Origin of the sequence: Microbacterium sp. W4I4, assembly GCF_030816235.1 — a bacterium.
Lineage (GTDB): Bacteria > Actinomycetota > Actinomycetes > Actinomycetales > Microbacteriaceae > Microbacterium.
Genome location: NZ_JAUSXT010000001.1, coordinates 1739902 through 1758682 on the forward strand (window position 1 = coordinate 1739902; position 18781 = coordinate 1758682).

At 63.5% G+C, this 18781-nt stretch carries 11 protein-coding genes; 7 read left to right on the forward strand and 4 right to left on the reverse strand.

Annotated features, from left to right (window positions below; translation table 11 throughout):
• Positions 1-5 precede the first annotated feature (5 nt).
• The 5 genes from QF046_RS08315 (at position 6) to QF046_RS08335 (ending at position 11423) form a co-directional block, all read left to right on the forward strand.
• A complete protein-coding gene (locus tag QF046_RS08315; RefSeq protein ID WP_307368338.1) occupies positions 6-2195 on the forward strand; it encodes a beta-glucosidase in 2190 nt (729 codons plus the stop codon).
• 64 nt (positions 2196-2259) lie between these two features.
• On the forward strand, positions 2260-3843 hold the full coding sequence (locus tag QF046_RS08320; protein ID WP_307368341.1) for a GMC family oxidoreductase: 1584 nt from the start codon (positions 2260-2262) through the stop codon (positions 3841-3843).
• A 1727-nt stretch (positions 3844-5570) separates the two neighbouring features.
• A complete protein-coding gene (locus tag QF046_RS08325) occupies positions 5571-6707 on the forward strand; it encodes a glycoside hydrolase family 99-like domain-containing protein (RefSeq protein ID WP_307368343.1) in 1137 nt (378 codons plus the stop codon).
• Between the two features lie 430 nt (positions 6708-7137).
• Positions 7138-9387 (forward strand): alpha-L-rhamnosidase, encoded by a 2250-nt coding sequence (locus QF046_RS08330; RefSeq protein WP_307368346.1) that lies wholly within the window; start codon positions 7138-7140, stop codon positions 9385-9387.
• A gap of 56 nt (positions 9388-9443) precedes the next feature.
• Positions 9444-11423, forward strand: a complete 1980-nt coding sequence (locus QF046_RS08335; RefSeq protein ID WP_307368349.1) for a glycoside hydrolase family 36 protein — start codon at positions 9444-9446, stop codon at positions 11421-11423.
• Positions 11424-11455: 32 nt separating this feature from the next.
• On the opposite strand, the gene QF046_RS08340 is transcribed toward QF046_RS08335, so the two are convergent.
• The 3 genes from QF046_RS08340 to QF046_RS08350 are packed head-to-tail and all read right to left on the reverse strand — an operon-like array spanning position 11456 to position 14837.
• Positions 11456-11977 (reverse strand): twin-arginine translocation signal domain-containing protein, encoded by a 522-nt coding sequence (locus tag QF046_RS08340; protein ID WP_307368352.1) that lies wholly within the window; start codon positions 11975-11977, stop codon positions 11456-11458.
• A gap of 51 nt (positions 11978-12028) precedes the next feature.
• Positions 12029-13576, reverse strand: coding sequence for a glycosyl hydrolase family 28-related protein (locus QF046_RS08345; protein ID WP_307368355.1), 1548 nt, complete (start codon positions 13574-13576; stop codon positions 12029-12031).
• 46 nt (positions 13577-13622) lie between these two features.
• Positions 13623-14837 (reverse strand): Gfo/Idh/MocA family protein, encoded by a 1215-nt coding sequence (locus QF046_RS08350; protein WP_307368358.1) that lies wholly within the window; start codon positions 14835-14837, stop codon positions 13623-13625.
• A gap of 92 nt (positions 14838-14929) precedes the next feature.
• Here QF046_RS08350 and QF046_RS08355 point away from each other — a divergent pair, with 92 nt between their 5' ends.
• Positions 14930-15790 carry a fumarylacetoacetate hydrolase family protein gene (locus QF046_RS08355; protein WP_307368361.1) on the forward strand — a complete coding sequence of 287 codons (861 nt, stop codon included), beginning with the start codon at positions 14930-14932 and terminating at the stop codon, positions 15788-15790.
• Positions 15787-16461, forward strand: a complete 675-nt coding sequence (locus tag QF046_RS08360) for an SDR family NAD(P)-dependent oxidoreductase (RefSeq protein ID WP_307368364.1) — start codon at positions 15787-15789, stop codon at positions 16459-16461. Before QF046_RS08355 ends, QF046_RS08360 begins: the two co-directional genes overlap by 4 nt.
• A 70-nt stretch (positions 16462-16531) precedes the next feature.
• Here QF046_RS08360 and QF046_RS08365 read toward each other — a convergent pair whose 3' ends face one another.
• The gene (locus QF046_RS08365) at positions 16532-18736 is read right to left on the reverse strand and encodes a DUF4038 domain-containing protein (protein WP_307368367.1); all 2205 of its coding nucleotides are present in this window, start codon (positions 18734-18736) and stop codon (positions 16532-16534) included.
• Positions 18737-18781 lie beyond the last annotated feature (45 nt).

Here is an 18781-nt window from a genome sequence, read left to right on the forward strand (position 1 = left end):
CAGTCATGGATAACGAACTCGGCACCCCGGGGAGTGCCTTCACCTCCGCAGTGGAAGACGTCCGCGCCGCGCGCACGACCGTCGAATCTGCAGCCTCCGGACTGCTCGACCAGCTCTCCGACCGCGAGCTGCTGTCCCTGCTCGACGGCGACCGGCGATTCCTGCCTGGCTTCATAGCGACCGCGATCCGCTACAACTCCGTGCCCTACGTGGCCGGCCGCATCGATCGACTAGGGATCCCCGGCATCCGCTTCACGGACGGACCCCGCGGGGTCGTGATGGGCTCGGCCACCGCATTCCCCGTCGCTATCGCGCGGGCCGCCTCATGGGACGTCGACCTCGAGCGACGCGTCGGCGCGGTCATCGGCCAGGAAGCACGCGCCCTCGGCGCCAACCTCTTCGCCGGGATATGCCTCAACATGGCGCCGTTCGCCGGCTGGGGACGATCGCAGGAAGCCTACGGCGAGGAGCCGCACCTGATGGGCGCGATGGGCGCCGCGATCATCGACGGCGTCAAGCCGTGGGTGCTGTCGACGGTCAAGCACTTCGCCCTCAACTCCATGGAGGAGGGCCGCTTCCGAGTCGATGTACAGGTCGACGATGCGACTCTGAACGAGGTCTACCTGCCGCACTTCAAGACCGCGATCGACGCGGGCGTCGACGCGGTGATGAGCGCTTACAACTCCGTCAACGGCGAATGGGCCGGCGAGAGCACACCATTGCTCACGACCGTGCTGCGCGATCAACTGGGATTCGACGGCTTCGTGATGACTGACTTCATCTGGGGGCTGCGCCATCCCGTCGAGTCGGTCTCCGCGGGCCAGGACCTCGAGATGCCGTTCAGCCAGCAGCGGGCGTCCACCCTGCCGAAGGCCGTGCGCGCGGGCAGGCTGGCCAAGGACGATGTCCGACGCGCAGGAGCTCGACTTCTCACAGCGCAGCTGAATCTCGCGCTGCGCGCCGAGCCGACTCCACCGGCGTCCGTACTCGCGTCGCCCGAACACCGGGCCCTGGCACGCGAAGTCGCACACCGCAGCACCGTCCTGCTGCGCAACGCCGACGTCGACAGGGTCCCCGTTCTCCCGATGGATGTGAGCGGCGGCGCGCGAATCGCCGTGCTCGGCTCGCTGGCAGACGCCCCCAACATGGGCGATGTCGGCTCATCCCAGGTGTTCCCGCCCAGCTCCGTGTCGATCGCCGCCGGGCTGACCGAGCGTCTCGGCGACCGTATCGTCCGACCTGACGACGGATCGGCGGAGGCGGCGATGGCCGCGGCTTCCTCCGCGCACACGGCGATCATCGTCGTCGGACTCAGCTCGGTCGATGAGGGCGAGTCGCTCGTCGCCGTCGATGTCGATTCCGTCCGACTCTTCGGCGGGCTGGCCCGCTTCCGACCGATCGCCCGGCTGCTCATCCCCCTGCTGCGGGGAGCCGCGGCGAAGAAGAAGGTCGGCGGCGATCGCCGCGATCTCCGGCTTCACCCCCAGGACGTCGAGCTCATCGAGGCAGTCGCGCGGGTGAACGCACGAACCGTCGTGGTTCTCATCGGCGGTGGGACCATCATCACCGCCCCATGGGAGTCACATGTTGCGAGCGTGCTCCTCGCCTGGTATCCCGGCATGGAGGGTGGCCGCGCGATCGCCGATGTCCTGCTCGGCATCGAGGAGCCCGGTGGACGCCTGCCGGTCACGATCCCGCACAGCCAGGCCGACCTGCCCGCGGCCGACTGGGACGCGAGCATTGTGCGCTACCCCCGGATCTGGGGGCAGCGTGCCCTGGATGCTGCATCGACGGCGGCATCCCACCCCTTCGGATTCGGTCTCGGCTACACCACGTTCTCCATCGATTCCCTCCGCGTCGGGACCATCGAGGACGACGGCTTCACCGCGCAGGTCGGAGTGACGAACGTCGGTACGCGCCCCGGCCGCCACGTGGTCCAGCTGTACGCGGCGCCGTCCGCCGATGGCAGCCGACCCCGCGCACTGCTCGGGTTCGCCACCATCGCTCTGGCCCCGGGCGAGAGTGCGACCGTGCGCATTCCCGGGAGCGTGCACCCGCTTCAGCAGTGGAACGGCAGACGTCTCGCGTTTCCGGCCGGCCCGTTCGAGGTCGAGGCCGCAGCCTTCTGGGGCGACCCGGCTGCGGCGACCGCATCGCTCAGCAACCGTCCGGCGAGGACGGTGGGTGCCGCGTGAGCAGCATCCGGCTTCAGAGGATCATCACTCCACACACACCGTGCTCCGTTCAAGGGAGATCGCTATGGCACACTCATCCGCTCCAACACCCGACGCTGCCGATGTCGTCATCGTCGGAGCGGGCTCTGCAGGCGCCGCTCTCGCCGCACGCCTGAGCGAGGATCCGACCCGGCGGGTCGTCCTGCTTGAGGCAGGCGGACCGGCCGACGACATCTCGATTGCCGTGCCCGCCGCGTTCTCCAAGCTGTTCAAGACCTCCGTCGACTGGGACTACCAGACGACACCGCAGGCGAGTATGCGCGGCCGCTCGATCTACTGGCCGCGAGGCAAGGTGCTCGGAGGATCCTCATCGCTGAACGCGATGATGTGGGTGCGTGGATTCGCGGCGGACTACGACGCATGGGGCGAGATGGTCGGGTCGGAGTGGTCGTGGCCCGCGATGCGCGACCTCCTCGCACGCGTCGAACGCCCGCTCGGTGCGACCGACGGCGCCGTCAGCGTCGAGCCTCAGCGCAGTCCGTCGAAGCTCACGACCGCATTCCTGCAAGCGGTCATGCAAGCAGGAATGCCCGTTGAGACAGCCAACGCCGACCAGCCCGACGGCTTCAGCCAGACGATGCTCACCCAGCGCCGCGGAGCCCGCTCCAGCACCGCCGTCGCCTATCTCCATCCCGCCCGCCGGCGCCGGAACCTTGAGGTCAGAACAGGCGCACACGCCGCCCGGGTGCTCTTCGAGGGTCATCGGGCAATCGGTGTCGAGTACTTGCAGGGCAACACGCTCAAGCAGGTCACAGCCCGCGCAGAGGTCGTGCTCTGCGGAGGCTCCATCAATACTCCGCAACTGCTTGAACTCTCGGGTATCGGAGACGGAACCCGCCTTCGCGCCCTGGGCATCGACGTGCTCGTCGACCGTCCGGCAGTCGGGGAGAATCTTCAGGACCACCTGGTGTCCGCCCTCATTCCCGAGGTGCGCGGTGGGACGCTTCTCGACGCCACCAAGCCGACCCAGCTCGTCAACTATCTCGCGCGGCGCCGCGGGCTGCTCACCTCCAACGTCGCCGAGGCGTACGGATTCGTCCGGTCACGCCCTGATCTGCCGCTGCCCGACCTCGAGATGGTCTTCGCCCCCGTCGCCTACGTCGGTGAGGGACTGGTGCCCATCCCCGCGCACGGCATCACCGTCGGGCCGATTCTCCTCACCCCGAAGAGCCGCGGGTCAGTGCACATCCGCTCGACCGATCCATCCGACAAGCCGACCATCGACCCTCGCTACCTCTCCGATCCGGAGGGTGCCGACTACGCGGCGATCATGGCGGGCTTCCGCGTGGCCGAGCGTCTTCTGGAGACGCCAGCCCTCCGCACGCACCTCACCGGGCGGTACATCGCCCCGGAACGCGGCGAGGACATGACACCGGAACAGCGCAGCACCGAGGCCCTCGAGCGGTACGGGCACACCCTCTACCACCCGACCGGCACCGCGCGCATGGGGCGGGATGCCGATGCCGTCGTCGACCCGGGCCTGCGGGTGCGCGGCGTGGACGGACTCCGTGTGGCAGACGCCTCGGTCATGCCGCAAATCATCCGCGGGCACACCAACGCGCCCGCCATCGCGATCGGAGAGCGAGCAGCGGAGCTGATCAGCGGGTAGCCGCACGTTGCTGATCGCCCACGAGCGCTGCTTGCGAAGCCGAACTGCGTTGGACGAATCGACGAAGAGAGCCTTCTTGCGACGTCCAGCCCGTCGCGGTTGCCTCACGAGGTCAGATCGGGCGAACTCTGGACTCGCAGAGCAATTGGGAAGCACGCCCACCACGCGTGACGTTCGACTACCGCCAGCTGGTCGCCAGCATTCGCACACACGTCACCGCTCCACCGCGCTGACACAGCACGAACCCTGTCAATACCGTCGCCGGCGCGGGATCGGGGGGGGGACACCACCCCTGTGGGGTGGCGTCCCCCTTCGACTCCGCCCGACGGAAACCGCGGAATCACGCGGATCCAGGCCACCCGCGCACGCGATTCCGGCGATGAAGTGTCCGTGGAGTTTCCCGGAACGGGACACTTTTGGGACACTTGGCACCCGAATCCAACCAAATCAGCGCTCGCGATGCCCTGACCAACCGACGAGAAAAGCGGTTCCGACCAGGACTTTTATGGCGGAGACGGAGGGATTTGAACCCTCGGTCCCCTTGCGAGGACTCCACCTTAGCAGGGTGGTGTGCTCGGTTCAGCTGGTGGACGGGTTCAGCGCTCCGGAGTCCTTGGAACGACTGAGAAGCCCGCGATTCCGCGGATCCTGGGCCGTCTGGCCTCATGCTCGTCACGCTCTGGAGGCACAATGAAACTCGTCAGAAACGCCATCCTCGGGATGCTCCGGACACTTTTGGGACACTTGGCGACGCTACGGATGCGGAAGCCCCTCAATCGCCGATCTCACGATTATGAGTCGCAGCGGGCGAAATCTGCTCGTCTCGTCTCATCCGTGTTTGTCTCGAAATCCGCGGAATCATGCGGATGTAATGATGTGCCGACATCTTGTCATGCCGACCGATCGGGTCTGGTTGCGCTTGGTTCGTGGGCAGAATGTGGGCACGGAGATGGGCCAAGTGTGGGAAGCCCCGCCAGCCGCCGGGAGCGTTGAGACGCACGGCGTTAGCACGATGTTGTGCCGGGTCGAGTTGCCTGATGACCGCAGTGCTCTGGCACCCTTGACACGACTGAGAACGCCGTGATTTCGCGGCTCTTCAACCTTGCGACCTTCGACTCGCATACACGGGAGTCACCCGAAAACTCGTTAGAAACGCTCCGCTCGGGGTATTCCGGACACTTCTCGGACACTTGGCGGCGCCCCCTCAATCCGGGAACAAGTGCTCGCGACCGCAGGTGTCGAATTGCAGGGAGGACACTGCGTTCGAGGAGCGAGGTCAGGTACTGGTGGTCCAGGAACATGTCGACGTGGCCGATAGCGATGCGGTTCGGGTCCACGCCCTCCTCCTACAGGATTTCGAGTGGGTCGACGCCGGTGGGGTACAGGAAAGCGTGCGTGGTCACCGCGGCGCCTGTGGCATTGGACGCCCCGCGCTGCGGCTCGAAAGACGCATTCTTCAGCGGGAGACAATGTCGAGCCGTGAGTCTCGATTTCTCCGATCACTCCGCCGTGCGAGACCTCGATGGCGTCCACGCCGGCGTCATCCAGAGCGCACGCTATCTTGGCGGCCTTCGCGGGTGTGCTGCAACACCGGCGGGCCCGCCACCGCAACCACGACGTCGAATGCGAGCGACTTCGTCTCATCTATGTTCATCTGTCGCTTGTCGCTTCGCGACAAGAGAACTGCTATTCTCACAGAGCGATTAAGTCGGCTGGTAGGAGGGCTCATGACACGACCGCTGGTACTTGCCTATTACTTTCCGGACTGGCATCAAGACCCGCAGAACGACACGTGGTTCGGGCGCGGGTGGACGGAGTGGGACCTGGTGCGCGACGCGCGTCCCCGCTTCCCGGGCCATCGCCAACCACGTGTGCCACTGCTCGGACATCGCGACGAATCCGACCCGAACGAAGCTGCGCGCGATATCGCGATGGCGAGCTCGCACGGGGTCGACGGGTTCCTCGTCGACTACTACTGGTACGACGACGGTCCATATCTGTCGCGCGCGCTCGATGACGGGCTGCTGAAGGCCCCCAACATCGATGAGGTCAGATTCGCGTTGATGTGGGCAAACCACGATCTCGTCAACATCTTCCCGTCACAGGCGCCCGGAGCAGATCACCGGACACTCCGCACGGGGGCAATATCACGGACGTCGTTCGAGCGCTTCGCCCACGTCGCGCTGGAGAGGTACTTCTCGCACGACTCGTACCTCACAATTGACGGTGCGCCCTGGCTGTCCATATACCAGATCGGGTCGCTGCTGGAAGGTCTCGGTGGCGTGGCAGAGACTGCCAATGCCTTGGCATGGTTCAGGGATCTCGCCCGCGAGCACGGATTTCCAGACCTCCACCTCGACGCCGTGGTCTGGGGCATTGGAGTGCTTCCTGGAGCAATCGCCCTCGAACAGCCTGAGCGACTGCTAGAGCAGCTCGGGTTCAGCTCGGCCACTTCCTACGTCTGGATCCACCATGATGACCTAGGCGCGCATCCGTTTCCTGAGGGCGACATCGAGCGCCTTCGTAACCGGTCCTTCCAGGAGTACGACGACTACGCCACGACGTTGCCAGTGCCGTTCTATCCCAATGTCACCGTCGGGTGGGATTCGAGCGCCCGCACGCGGCAGGACGCCGTCTACGAGCACGCGGACTACCCCTGGTATCCGGTATTCGATGCGTCACCGACGGAGTTTACGGCGGGCCTCATCGCCGCACAGTCGTTCCTGAACGAGCACCGCCCCCCGAATCCCGTGGTGACGATCAATGCATGGAACGAGTGGACGGAAGGGTCATCGCTCCTTCCGGACTCCCGCCACGGATACGCCTACTTGGAAGCCGTGCGGAAGGTGTTCGGTCGTGCCTGAGCCGCTCCCCAGCCTCGACATCATCGACACCGACAATCGGCTCCTGCGCGTCGTATCGCAGTATCCGCCGGGGATGATTGGCGTGCCTTCCGAAGGGCTTCGACTGACGTGGCGACAATCGCGACCAGACCCCCAACTTGGATACCAGGTGCGTTGGTCGAACGAAAGCGTACAAATCAACCCGCCGGTCTCCTCTGACGCATCGATCGGCATCCCTGCACCCGGGCCCGCACTCGGCTCGGGTGAGCGTCGCCTCTACTCCGTCCGTGTTGCGACTCGACGCGGCTGGACGGGATGGAGTGACGCCCTCGAGGTCGAGGGGGCGCTTGTCTCCAATGACATCACCGCACGACCCGTAGGAGGAGGAAGCCTGACCGGAGGACACGCCACGCTGTTACGCCATCGTTTCACGTTGCCTACCACTGCGCGGATGGCTCGACTCACAGGCACTTTCTGGGGCATCGGCGAGATCCGCCTCAACGGGCAGAATGCGACGGACGAGCACCTCACGCCAGGATGGACTCCCTACTCTGAGCGACTCCTCGTCGGAACGTGGGATGTCACCGATCTCCTGCACAGCGGTGAGAACGTGATCGGAGCGCTCGTCGGCGACGGCTGGTACCGTGGCCGACTCGGGTGGGACGGCAGGCAGGAGATCTACGGCGACGAGAATGCCGCCTTGCTCCAACTCGACGTGGAGTGCGTCGATGGTTCGCTGATCCGTGTCGCGTCTTCACAGCAGTGGCGAGTTGCGCGTGGGTCCATCCAATCGGCGGGCCTATACGACGGCGTCGCCGTCGACCTGCGCCACGAGCAGCGCGGGTGGGACAGCGCCGGATTTGACGACTCAGGCTGGGAATCGGCGCGACCCGCCCCAGTCGACACGAGCGTCTTGGAGCCTCGAGTCACAACCGGCGTTCGCACGGTCGGAGAGTGGGGCGCGCAGATTGCGCCCCGTCAGGGAAGTACCCTCGTGGATACAGGGCAGAACATCGCTGGGTGGCTCCGCCTGGTCGTCGTCGGCTCAAGCGGCGACGAGGTCGTCGTGCGTCACGCCGAGGTGCTCGAACCGGACGGCGCACTCCACACGGCATCACTCCGCTCGGCACGAGCGACAGACTCCTATGTCCTCGCCCACGACGGCGAGACGGTCCTCGAGCCGCACCTCACCTACCACGGCTTCCAATTCGCTGAGGTCGTCGGTGCTTCGGTCGTGAGTGCCACGGCCGTTGCGATCTCCAGTGCGGACAGGCCGCGCGCTGAGTTCGCGTGCGCGGATGATCGGCTCAATCAGCTTCACTCGAACGTGGTTTGGTCGCAACGAGCCAATTTCGTGAGCCTCCCCACCGATTGTCCACAGAGGGATGAGCGTCTCGGCTGGACGGGGGATGCTCAAGTCTTCGCGGCCACAGCGTGCACACTGTTCGACGTGGAGTCATTCTGGTTGTCCTGGATGCGTGATGTCGCTCTCGAGCAGGATGACAACGGATCGATCCCCTCGGTCGTGCCGAACATCCTTGCGGCTGTGGGCACGGGTGATGATCGGACCTGGACTTCGGGGCGAGCTGGTTGGGCGGACGTCGCAACGATCGCGCCGTGGGCGGTCTATGAGTCATATGGAAGCGATGAGATCCTCATTCGCCAGCTAGAGAGCATGCGGAGATGGGTGTCGCACCTCGAAATCCGATCAGCGGGGAATCTTCTGCCGGCGGAGTTCCAGTTCGGTGACTGGCTCGATCCGGACGCGCCCGCGGACGCGCCTTGGAAAGCGAAAGCTCCGGCAGAATTCGTCGCCAACGCGTTCTTCGCTCACAGTGCTCGCTTGCTGGCTGACGCGGAGGAGCTGGTCGGTGATGCGACGCGAGCGGTCTTGATGCGTGAATTGGCTGCGCGGGTAGCAGAGCTCACCTGGAGCCGATGGGGGGAGGAAGCGATCGATACACAGTCGGGAGCAGCCCTTGCCCTCGAATTACACATCGCTCCGCCCGCAGAGCGCGAGCACATCGGTGCGCGGCTCGCGGAAGGCGTGCGTGACCGAAGCGGACGAATCGCGACCGGATTTCTCGGCACACCGCTCGTGCTTCACGCCCTCGCGGGCGCTGGACACTTCGACGAGGCGTACGAGATGCTTCTCCGCTCACAGCCGCCGTCCTGGTTGTACCAAGTCGAAATGGGGGCGACGACGGTTTGGGAGCGATGGGACGCGCTCGATCCCGCCGGTCACACCTTGGCTGCAAGCGATGGCTCTGACGGGATGCTCTCGTTCAATCACTACGCGTACGGCGCCGTCGTGGACTGGATGTACAGGGCCGTCGCAGGCCTGGCGCCAACACGTCGCTCTCCCGGTTACAGAACCATGATTGTCGCCCCGCGACCATGCCGTCAGATCCCCTGGGCGCGAGCAAGCATCGAGACGCGATTGGGCACTGCATCGGTGTCCTGGACGATCCAAGACGGCGACCTAGAGATTGATCTTGTCGTTCCTCCCGGTTCCGAGGCGGTCCTCGATCTGGCTACGACGGAGAGTTCCCGCATTGTCTTGAACGATCTCGCATACACCGGAGGACTCGTCTCACCCGGCACACACCATGTCACAGTGACCTCGCCCCGGGTCTTCAGCGCGGCGGGTGAGGCCAGCTCGCCCCAGAACCGAGCGTCGCTCACGGGCCCAAGCCTGTGACGCGCAGCGTCTCCGACCCTGGCTTCGTTCAGCCTCACCGCCAAGAACTTGGGACAATGACAATGTCGCACTTTCATCCCGAAATCGTCGAAGTTCAGATCGAAGCATCCGACACCTCGAGTCTCGCGTGGACCCTAAGACCGACTGGAGACAGCGGCGAAGACCGCTTCGTAGTTGTCGTCGAGAACAACGGCGAGCATCCCGTGGAGGTTAACTGGATCGACGTGATCCTGCGCGCTCGAATCGCCCCCACCGACGACGTTCGCGTACTAGAGCTGGGGTTGCAATCAACCGATCTCGACGTAGGAGTCGTCAGCGTCCCGGACGGTGGCTCATACTGTTCCGAGCATGTCGCAGTCGTCTCCCTCGACGGCCAGCGACACCTTGTCACGGGTTACGCAACGTCCACTCGATTCCTTACATCGGTGCGCACGACCCGGACCTCCAGCACGACTCTGAGTTTCGTCGCCACTTGTCTCACCGACGCCATTGCGATCGAGCCTGGACAAACCATCACCAGCGAAGCTCTTGTACTGATCACGGGCCCGAGCGCTCACGAAGTTCTGGCTCGATACGGCGATGCCTGCTCTGAGCTGATGGGAGTACGCTCGCGATTTGCGGAACCCCCGACGGGCTGGCTGTCCTGGTATTGCTTCTACGGAGAGGTGACCGAAGAAGACGTCCTGAGACAGCTGGATACGCTGGCTAGCGAGTACTCGTACGCGCGCCCCAAGTACGTCGTCATCGACTCGGGGTGGTACCCGGAAAGCGGCTGGGGGGACTGGGAACCCAACTCCAAATTCCCCCACGGCATGAAATGGCTGGCAGACCGCATCCGCGAGGCAGGATTCGCCCCTGGACTGTGGTTCTCCCCGCTTCTCGTCTCCGCCACCTCACGGCTCGCTCGAGAACGTCCGGAACTGCTTCTTCGTCAGAGTGACGGGCGACCTGTGGCGACAATGGGAACCGCGATCTGGGACCACGCGGCCGAGGGCGCGACGGGGGCCGGCGTCGATGTCGTCGAGGACGCAGAGACAGTTCGATTCGCCCTCGATCTCGGATCAGATTCGGTGCACGCGTGGCTGGAAGAGCTCTTCAACCGTGTCCGTCATGAGTGGGGCTACGAGTTCGTCAAACTCGACTTCCTCATCCGCGCACTGGTCACGGATCGCGGGCTCTCGCCAGACCGGCCAGGTCGAGGCCACGACGTGGTTCGTCATTCGGGGGTAACCGCCGTCGAGGGATACCGTCGAGCGCTCAGAACCGTACGGCGCGCAGTCGGCGAGGACTGCTTCATCCTCGGGTGCGCCGCACCACTGGTCGCGAGCGCAGGCGACCTGATCGATGCGAATCGAATGACGCCTGACATCACGCGTCGCAACTACGGCGACGCCCCGCTTCCTGACCGCCCCTCTTCCTGGGAACTCGTCTTGATGTGCGCTCGCAGCCTTGCGCTTCGATACGCATTCAACGGACGCATTGGCTGGAACGATTCCGACGTCCTCATCGTGCGGGATCGGCCTCTCCCTGGGATCTCAGACTCGTTCAGCCCGACCGTTGCCGAGGCGCAAGTCTGGACAACCATCGTCGCCGCGGCCGGAGGGATCACGTTCCTCGGAGATGACCTCAGTCGTCTCACCGCGGAGAGACGAGAACTCACACGATTGGCCTTTCCGCCACTCCCAACTGCGGCTACGCCATGGGACCTGCTGAGTGCACCTGCTCCCCGAATCTGGGTCAACTCCTCAGCCAGCTTGGGGCATAGTCAGCCCGCTCGCATCGCTGTGATCAACTGGAGCGATGATCAGGAAGTCGTTGACGTCCCGATCGCCGCGCTCGAGGCCGCGGGTGTGGACGCGCAGTACGGCATCTCGGCCGTCGACCTCTGGAGCGGGGAGAAGACAACCCACGGCCCTCTGCCCTCCCGAGGGCTGTCGGTCCCGCTCGCCGGCCGATCTGTGCGGTGGCTTCAGGTCCTGCCGATGCGGCGGCCGTGGAGTGATCAGGGCCGTGTCGACGCGTCCCGGCTTCGATAGGCTGTCGCTGGCGCGGCTGAAGTTGTAGGTCATCAGGCGCTGCCGACTCCTGCGGCAGAGATGGAGTTGGCGAACTCTCGCCACGTCTGCCTTGCGGACCACTGCTGGCTCTCCTCGTAGGCATCGGACTTTGTTCCACTCACCGTCAGTGTGCGTCGTGAAAACGAGAAGCGTGTGTGCACCCCCGCACCATCGCGGTGACCGCGCACCGTGGTCAGCGTGAATGACTGCGTATCGAGCGCCGTCACCTCCATGGGGCTCACACTTGGCGCTTTGCGAACGTACACATACCGCTGACGATGGTAGAGGTGAACGACCGTGCCCTTGCTTGGGTCATTCACCATTCCGGCGAGAGGAAACCACGCCCCCAGGCGGGGTGCCACGTGTGCGAACAACGCGACCCCCGAAGCGATGCCAGGCGCGGGAGATTCGAGAGCGAACTCGTAGTTGAAATGGCGCGGGTCGGCGCCAACTCTAAACTCAGACGCGCCGGAGACGGCACTCAGGCCGAGCCCGACGGCCGACGCTTGCAGAAACCCTCGACGGCTGATCACTTGTTTCTCCTCCCAGCTGTGCGGTCGTCGGCGATTGACTCAGAACCGGGATCAGTTCGCCAGAGCGAGTCCGCCAACATACCGAGGTGAGCCCCAGGTGAGCACTCCGGAGACGCCGATCCCCCCTGCGCTGACCCATGATGCCGTAGCCCGCGAGGCGGTGAGCCCGGAGTTGCTGCCGTACCTGAAGGTCGCAGTGGCGTTGTCACACCACAGCGCAAGCGCGTACTCGCCGGCCTCGACATACGCAGCTGAGATCCCCTGGACCTTATCGCCTGTCGCGCATGCGACGCTCCCTGAGGTGAGGACGCGAGTCCATGATCCGCCCGACCCCAACTTCAGCAGCGCGACCTGCATTGCGCCTGAACCGGAATCAACCCGAAACTGGGCAAGCGAGTACACCGCCCCCGTCGGAATGTGCAAGCGGTGCGCGATCACGGTCTCCGATCCGGGCCACGCGGCGGGTGCCGGAATTGAAAGCATTGAAGCAGGAGGAAAGATTACGTTCGCTGCACTCGCGTGACGTGCCCATAGGGATCGTGGCCGGCAGGAGGCGCCGATCGTTGCAGGATTCCCCTGGAAATAGGGGGTCCCGTACTGGTTTCCGGACACCATGACGATCGCGGCATTGTCGAATGAGTTGTGGTTCGAACCGGTATCCTCCCGATAGATCTGTCCCTTTGCCGAATGGATGACAGGTTGGGAGTGCTCAGTACCGTGGAATGTGTTTCCACTCGAGCCGATCAACTCGATGTCCGGGTATCCGCCATCAGCCTTATTGCTCTGCTGGAATCCGATGGTGCTAAACGAACAGTTGTGGGTGTTGGTGAGATGAATCCCCGTGCGCCCCAGGTTGTACGTCCGCCATCCGGCAACGAAGATCAATCCGGAGTTCATGGCTTTGATACCATAACCTGTCATGATGTCGTTGTACGAGCCATCTGAGTAACCGCCATTGATGACGACGTTGTGCACATTCGTGAAGCTATATGAGGCGCCGCTTCCTGTTCCGGGCACAGTATCGACATTATTGAAGGACCAGCCGTCAGCGATGTTCGAGAGTTCGATCGCGGGCCCGTCCACGATGTTGTTGGCCCAGACATAGCTGTCGGACATATGTCCGTCGCTCACTTGATTGACGACCAGGCGCCCGTTCCTGATCCAGACCCGCGTCAGCTGCGGCATGAAGTGAGCACCGGGGGCAGAGTTGTCTCCACGAAGTCGAATGCCGCAAGTTCCTGACACGCCGGTGGCGCCGTCGATCTCGAGATCCTCGAAGACGGTCTTGGTCGGGTTCGTCACATCGATGTCCCATACGGCGCGAGTTCCCACGAACCAGGATCGCAACCGGAAGTTGCGTAGCGACTCGCCCTGGCCGCCCGTCCAACTCAACGCGGTGATATCGGTAGTGACAAGGATCGTCGAGGTCTTAGCACCTGATCCCATCAGCTGCCTGCCCGCTGGGATGGTGACGGTCGATTCGAGCTTGTAGGTACCTTCGGGCATGTAGGTATCGCCCAAGGCCAGAGCCGCAGCGAAAGCGGCGGAATCATCGGTGACTCCGTCACCTACTGCTCCATAGTCGCGCACATCGAACATCGGGTCTCCTCTGTTTGGCTCTTCCATGGCTGCGAAGGACTCCAGATCACATGTACGCCACTCGTTCATCCGCCCATCGACCGCGCGTAAAATCGGGCACGTCAACGAAGGCGAGTTCGCCGTTCGACCGCTCGCTGAGCGGGCCAATCGAACTCAGAACAGCGGCGTCATAGACATCCATATCGGGCTCTCGTCCATTCAGCATCGTGTCGATGAGGCGCCACAACATGATGTAGTCGATCCCGCCGTGGCCGCCGAGGAGCGCCTGCTCACGGTTCAGCGCCCAGAATCGATGCTCGTACTGTTCTCGCATAGCGTCCAACGGTTGCGGATCGTGGCTCACCGGGATGCCAAGTGCGGGAATCTCCGATTGCAGGTAGACCTCATTGGCGAATCCACTTGCGTAACCTTTGTCACCCGAGATGACGTTGTGCCGGTTGTAGGGGCGCGGGCTGACCTCGTCGTGCTGGAGCATGACAGTGCGTCCTCGAGCGGTACGCAGAATCGACACGTTCATGTCGCCGGCCACATACGCCTCTTCTGGCTCATGACCGATTTCGCGAAAGTACGACTGAAGCCCGATGGCAGCCGAACTGAGCGACGCCATGGTCACGAAGCGGTCACCCCGATTGATCTGCAGATAGTTTGCGACCGGGGCAAGCCCGTGCGTCGGGTAGAGGTTGCCGTTTCGAATCGCGCGAGCATGCAGGCGCCACGGCTTCTCGAGATAATAGTTTCGGAGGTCATGGATGTAGCTGGCGTCCGCATGTACGAGTTCGCCGAAGACTCCCGCGCGCACCATGTTGAGCATGAGAAGTTCTTCGTCGCCGTAGCTGCAGTTCTCGAGCATGACGCAATGGCGCTTCGTCCGCTCAGAAGCATCCACCAAAGCCCAGCAGTCTTCGATCGTCACAGCCGCGGGAACCTCCACGGCCACGTGCAGACCGGCATTCATGAGATCAATCGCAATCCATGCGTGATCCGTCCACGCGGTGGCGATGATCGCAAGATCGACACGTCCCGCATCGGCGCGCAGGTTCTGCAGCGCATCGGGGCCGGAGTAGAGGTGGGGGACCTCATGACCAGCAACTCTGATGCTCTCGGCGAACTTGGACACGCGATCCGCGTTGAGATCGCACAGCGCCTCGACCCGCGCACCCGCGATCTTCACGAGAGATGACAGCAGCGTGGACTGACGCGAACCGAGACCGACGATTGCGACTCGAACGACGTCGTGCTTCTCAAACGGAGTACCTAGCATCACTTCTTCCCTGAGTGCGAATTTCTATTCTCTATTGGAGCATAATATGAGCAACCGTGAAACTCAACGGTCATCGGGAAGGAAGTCCATCTATGAAACTGATTCGAATCGGCGCTCTCGGTAACGAACGTCCCGCTGCGCTCATCGACCCGCAACACTATGTCGATCTCGGCGACGTCGTCGAAGATTTCGACGGCGACTTCTTCGCGCACGATAGCCTCGATTCTCTCGCCGAGGTTGTTCGGGTGCGCATCGCTGCCGCCGAAGTGCGCAAGCTGGGTAACCAACGTCTCGGATCGCCCATCGCACGACCGCACCAGATCATCTGCGTCGGTCTCAACTACGTTGATCACGCCGCAGAGACCGGGCAGGCAGTTCCTGCGGAACCGATCCTGTTCTCCAAATCACCGAACACCGCGGTCGGACCTTACGATGATGTGCGGCTACCCCGCGGAGCGACGAAAACCGATTGGGAGGTCGAACTCGGCATCATCATTGGTGCTCGAACTTCGTACCTTGAGTCAGACGATGACGCCCGGGAGTCGATAGCGGGCTGGGTCCTCGTCAACGACGTCAGCGAACGAGCGTTTCAGCTTGAGAGAGGTGGACAGTGGCTGAAAGGCAAGTCGTCCGAGACCTTCAACCCGATCGGCCCATGGCTTGCCACCAAGGACGAGATACCTGATGCATCGATGCTTGACATGCGACTCGACGTGAACGGCGTGCGGCGACAAACAGGCAACACGTCCACGATGATCTTCGACCCATACTTCATCGTCCGCTATGTCTCGCAGTTCATGGTGCTGGAGCCCGGGGATCTCATCAATACAGGCACACCCCCGGGAGTGGGCATGGGGTGGAATCCGCCCATCTGGCTCAAGCCTGGTGACGTCATGGAGCTCGAGATCTCGGGCCTCGGCGTTCAGCGGCAAGTGGTAGTGGGCGCGCGATGAGGCGCGCCCTGATCACGGGCGGCGCGAGCGGTCTCGGCGCAGCCACAGCAACACGTCTACGGGCCGAAGGGTACGAAGTCATCACGCTCGATCGTCGCGGCGATGCCGACATTCGCCTCGACATCACAGATCAGGACGCGCTGGCGGCTGCAGGCACGGAGATTGGAGTCGTTGATGTACTCGTGAACTCCGCAGGGATCGTCGGCCCGAATCGCGCTCTCATCGATACAACCGCCAAAGAGTGGCGCGATGTTCTCGAGATCAATGTGATCGGCACTGTGGCAACCATGCGCACCTTCTTGCCTGGAATGATCGAGCGTCGGTGGGGTCGGATCGTGAACCTCGCGAGCATGGCCGGAAAGGACGGGAACCCTCAACTCTCCGCGTATTCGGCCTCAAAGGCGGCAGTGATCGCCCTGACGAAATCCGTCGGTAAGGAAGTGGCCACAACGGGGGTCCTGATCAATGCCGTCGCGCCAGCGGTAATCGCTACCCCAATGAACGACAACACCAGCGCCGAGGTACTTGAAAGAATCACCGGCCTCATTCCAATGAGACGACCGGGTCGTGCCGAAGAAGTCGCCGAGCTCATCGCGTGGCTCTGCTCCGACCGGGTCAGCTTCTCGACCGGCGCGGTCTACGACATCAGCGGCGGACGCGCGACCTACTGACCGTGCATGAATCGACGGCGGGTTCCGGATCGTCCGGAGCCCGCCGTCGATGTCTTGCCAAGCGGAGAGATCAGCCGAGGTAGGACTGGTACAGGTCGGTGACTTGCTCGTCGGTGAGAGCCCGATCATAAATCCGCGCTTCGTCTACGAGACCGTCCATGAACGCGAGGTTGTCTGCCGACTTGTGCCCGAATCGCCAGGGGTCCTCGATGTCCTTGAGCGTCCCGCTTACTCGTCCGCTCGCGCCTGTCTCGACACCATCAACATACATGCGATACTGCTGGCCGTCGTAGACGGCAACCAGGTGCTTCCATGCGCCTGGTGTGAGTGGCTGACTGAAGACGGCGATCGCCGAGTACCACGGAGACCCGCTAGTGGCAGCGACGAAGTGGCCAGCCCCCGTCGGAAGTACGAGGAACCGAGCCCCACCACCTGCACCAACGGAGTCCTCCTTGCCCAGCGGAGTGACGTTCGCACCAGGAACCCCATTCAGGTTCGCCCATACCGAAAGAGTGAACTCTGGGAACCCGTCGAGTTCGGGCGTGTCCGCGATCTCGGCAAAGCCATCGACCCCATCAAGCGAGAGAGCGCCCCCCGCGATGCCGCGCGGGACAATGCTGGCGCCACCGTGCAGTGCAGCATCGTTTCCGGCGCCTGACGCGTCTTCGACGAGCCCGTTGTTGACGGCGTCGAAATGCCATTCGCCTACCGGGTTCGGCATGGCGCCGTCGTCCGTACCTGCGCATTCCGGTTCCGGAGCGGGAGCGGTCGTGAGCGAACCGGCCTTCTCGACAAGAAGCAGCCAGTCTGCCTCCGTCGGCTTAGGCGGCATGCACCAGGTACCTGCAGTGCTGGGTGTTACGTTCGCCGCCGCAACCGTCCGGGAACCAGTGCTGGGATCGATCCAGGTCGCCCGGTACGCGTGGTCGGTGTCGAGCTGCTTCAGCAATCCCGTTGCGGGGTCGCGGTTGTAGAAATACCCGAGGTACGAATCGCTCCCCACCGATGCCAGCGCGCTGGAACCGGCGTGCGCGTACGCCACCCACGCCGGATCAGTGAAACGCGGCTCGAAATGCGACCAGTCGAGCGAAGTGAACACGTCCTTCAGGATGCCCATGTCCTCCCCACCCGCGGCATGCAGTCCGTCCCACCAAGAAACGTTCTGTCCGTATCCGGCGAGGCTGACGTTCCAGATGCCCTGTGCCCCGTACGAGTAACCGAGACCACCCGCGAGGATCGCCCTATACGCACCCATCCGCACGGTCGACGCGTCGATCTGCGCACGCAGACCCTCGTAGTTGAGCTCGCTTTCGAGGAACGGCTTCACGGGCGAGTAGTCCCACGACTGCTTGTAGTGGGCTAGTGAGGGAAGCGTGTTGTGGCCGCCCTGAATCATCGTGAAGTCATGCCACGGCTGCTCCACCCACGGCGACTTCGGGACGCCCGCGGACTGATGAACCGACTGCGGATGGTTGTAGTCGTCCGCCCGGTCGATCTCTTCCGCTGCCGCCATCCAGACCGACTGAAGATCCACAGGCGCGAGGTCGACCTCCTGAGCGGTGAACCACGTCACAGGGTACGCACCGTATCGGGCGACGAAGAGTCGTGCCAGACGCTCGGCGCCCTGTTCAGTGAGCTCGGCTGTGTGGTGGTATGCGCCGAGTCCCATATTGTGAACGAGGCCCTTCGAGGCGATGTACTCGACCTTCTTGTCATAATCCTTCAGCAGGGTCAGATCGGGCACAGTGCACGACGCGTTGCAGAGCGAGAGCCTGTGCCCATCGGGTTCTGATTGAATCGCGGTGTAGCCCTGCTCCACTCGCTTGTCGATTATCGCTTTGAACTGCGAGTCCACCCCGGGGACGTCACTCCCTGCCCACTGTTCCTGGCTGAGGAACCGATGCGTGTCGTCCAGATAGAAGAATGGCTTACCGTCTGCGAAAGCGAGATCTCTACCACTCTCGCTCACCTTCAGAAAACCGTGCTTGTACACGTCCAAGTTGCCACGATACGGCGTCCCGATGACAACGCCGGTTTGCGTAAGTCCTGCATTGGATCGATCGCTGGTCTCGGTCGTGTATTGCCATCCGCCGACATCGTCGGGCGCGAAGCGCACCTTCCACACGTCGCCACCGTCCCAAAAGGCCGGTCGGGTGATGGTCTCGCCCCGCGGGCTCGTGAAGGTCGCCGTCACATCCACTTCGGTGAACGGCGATTCGTAGTCGACGGAGCTGTGCAGGGTGATCTCAGCTACCTGCCACTTCTGCACAATCACAGGAGGAAGCGTCGGCGTTGCCGCTGCGCTCAGTGGCGCGAGACC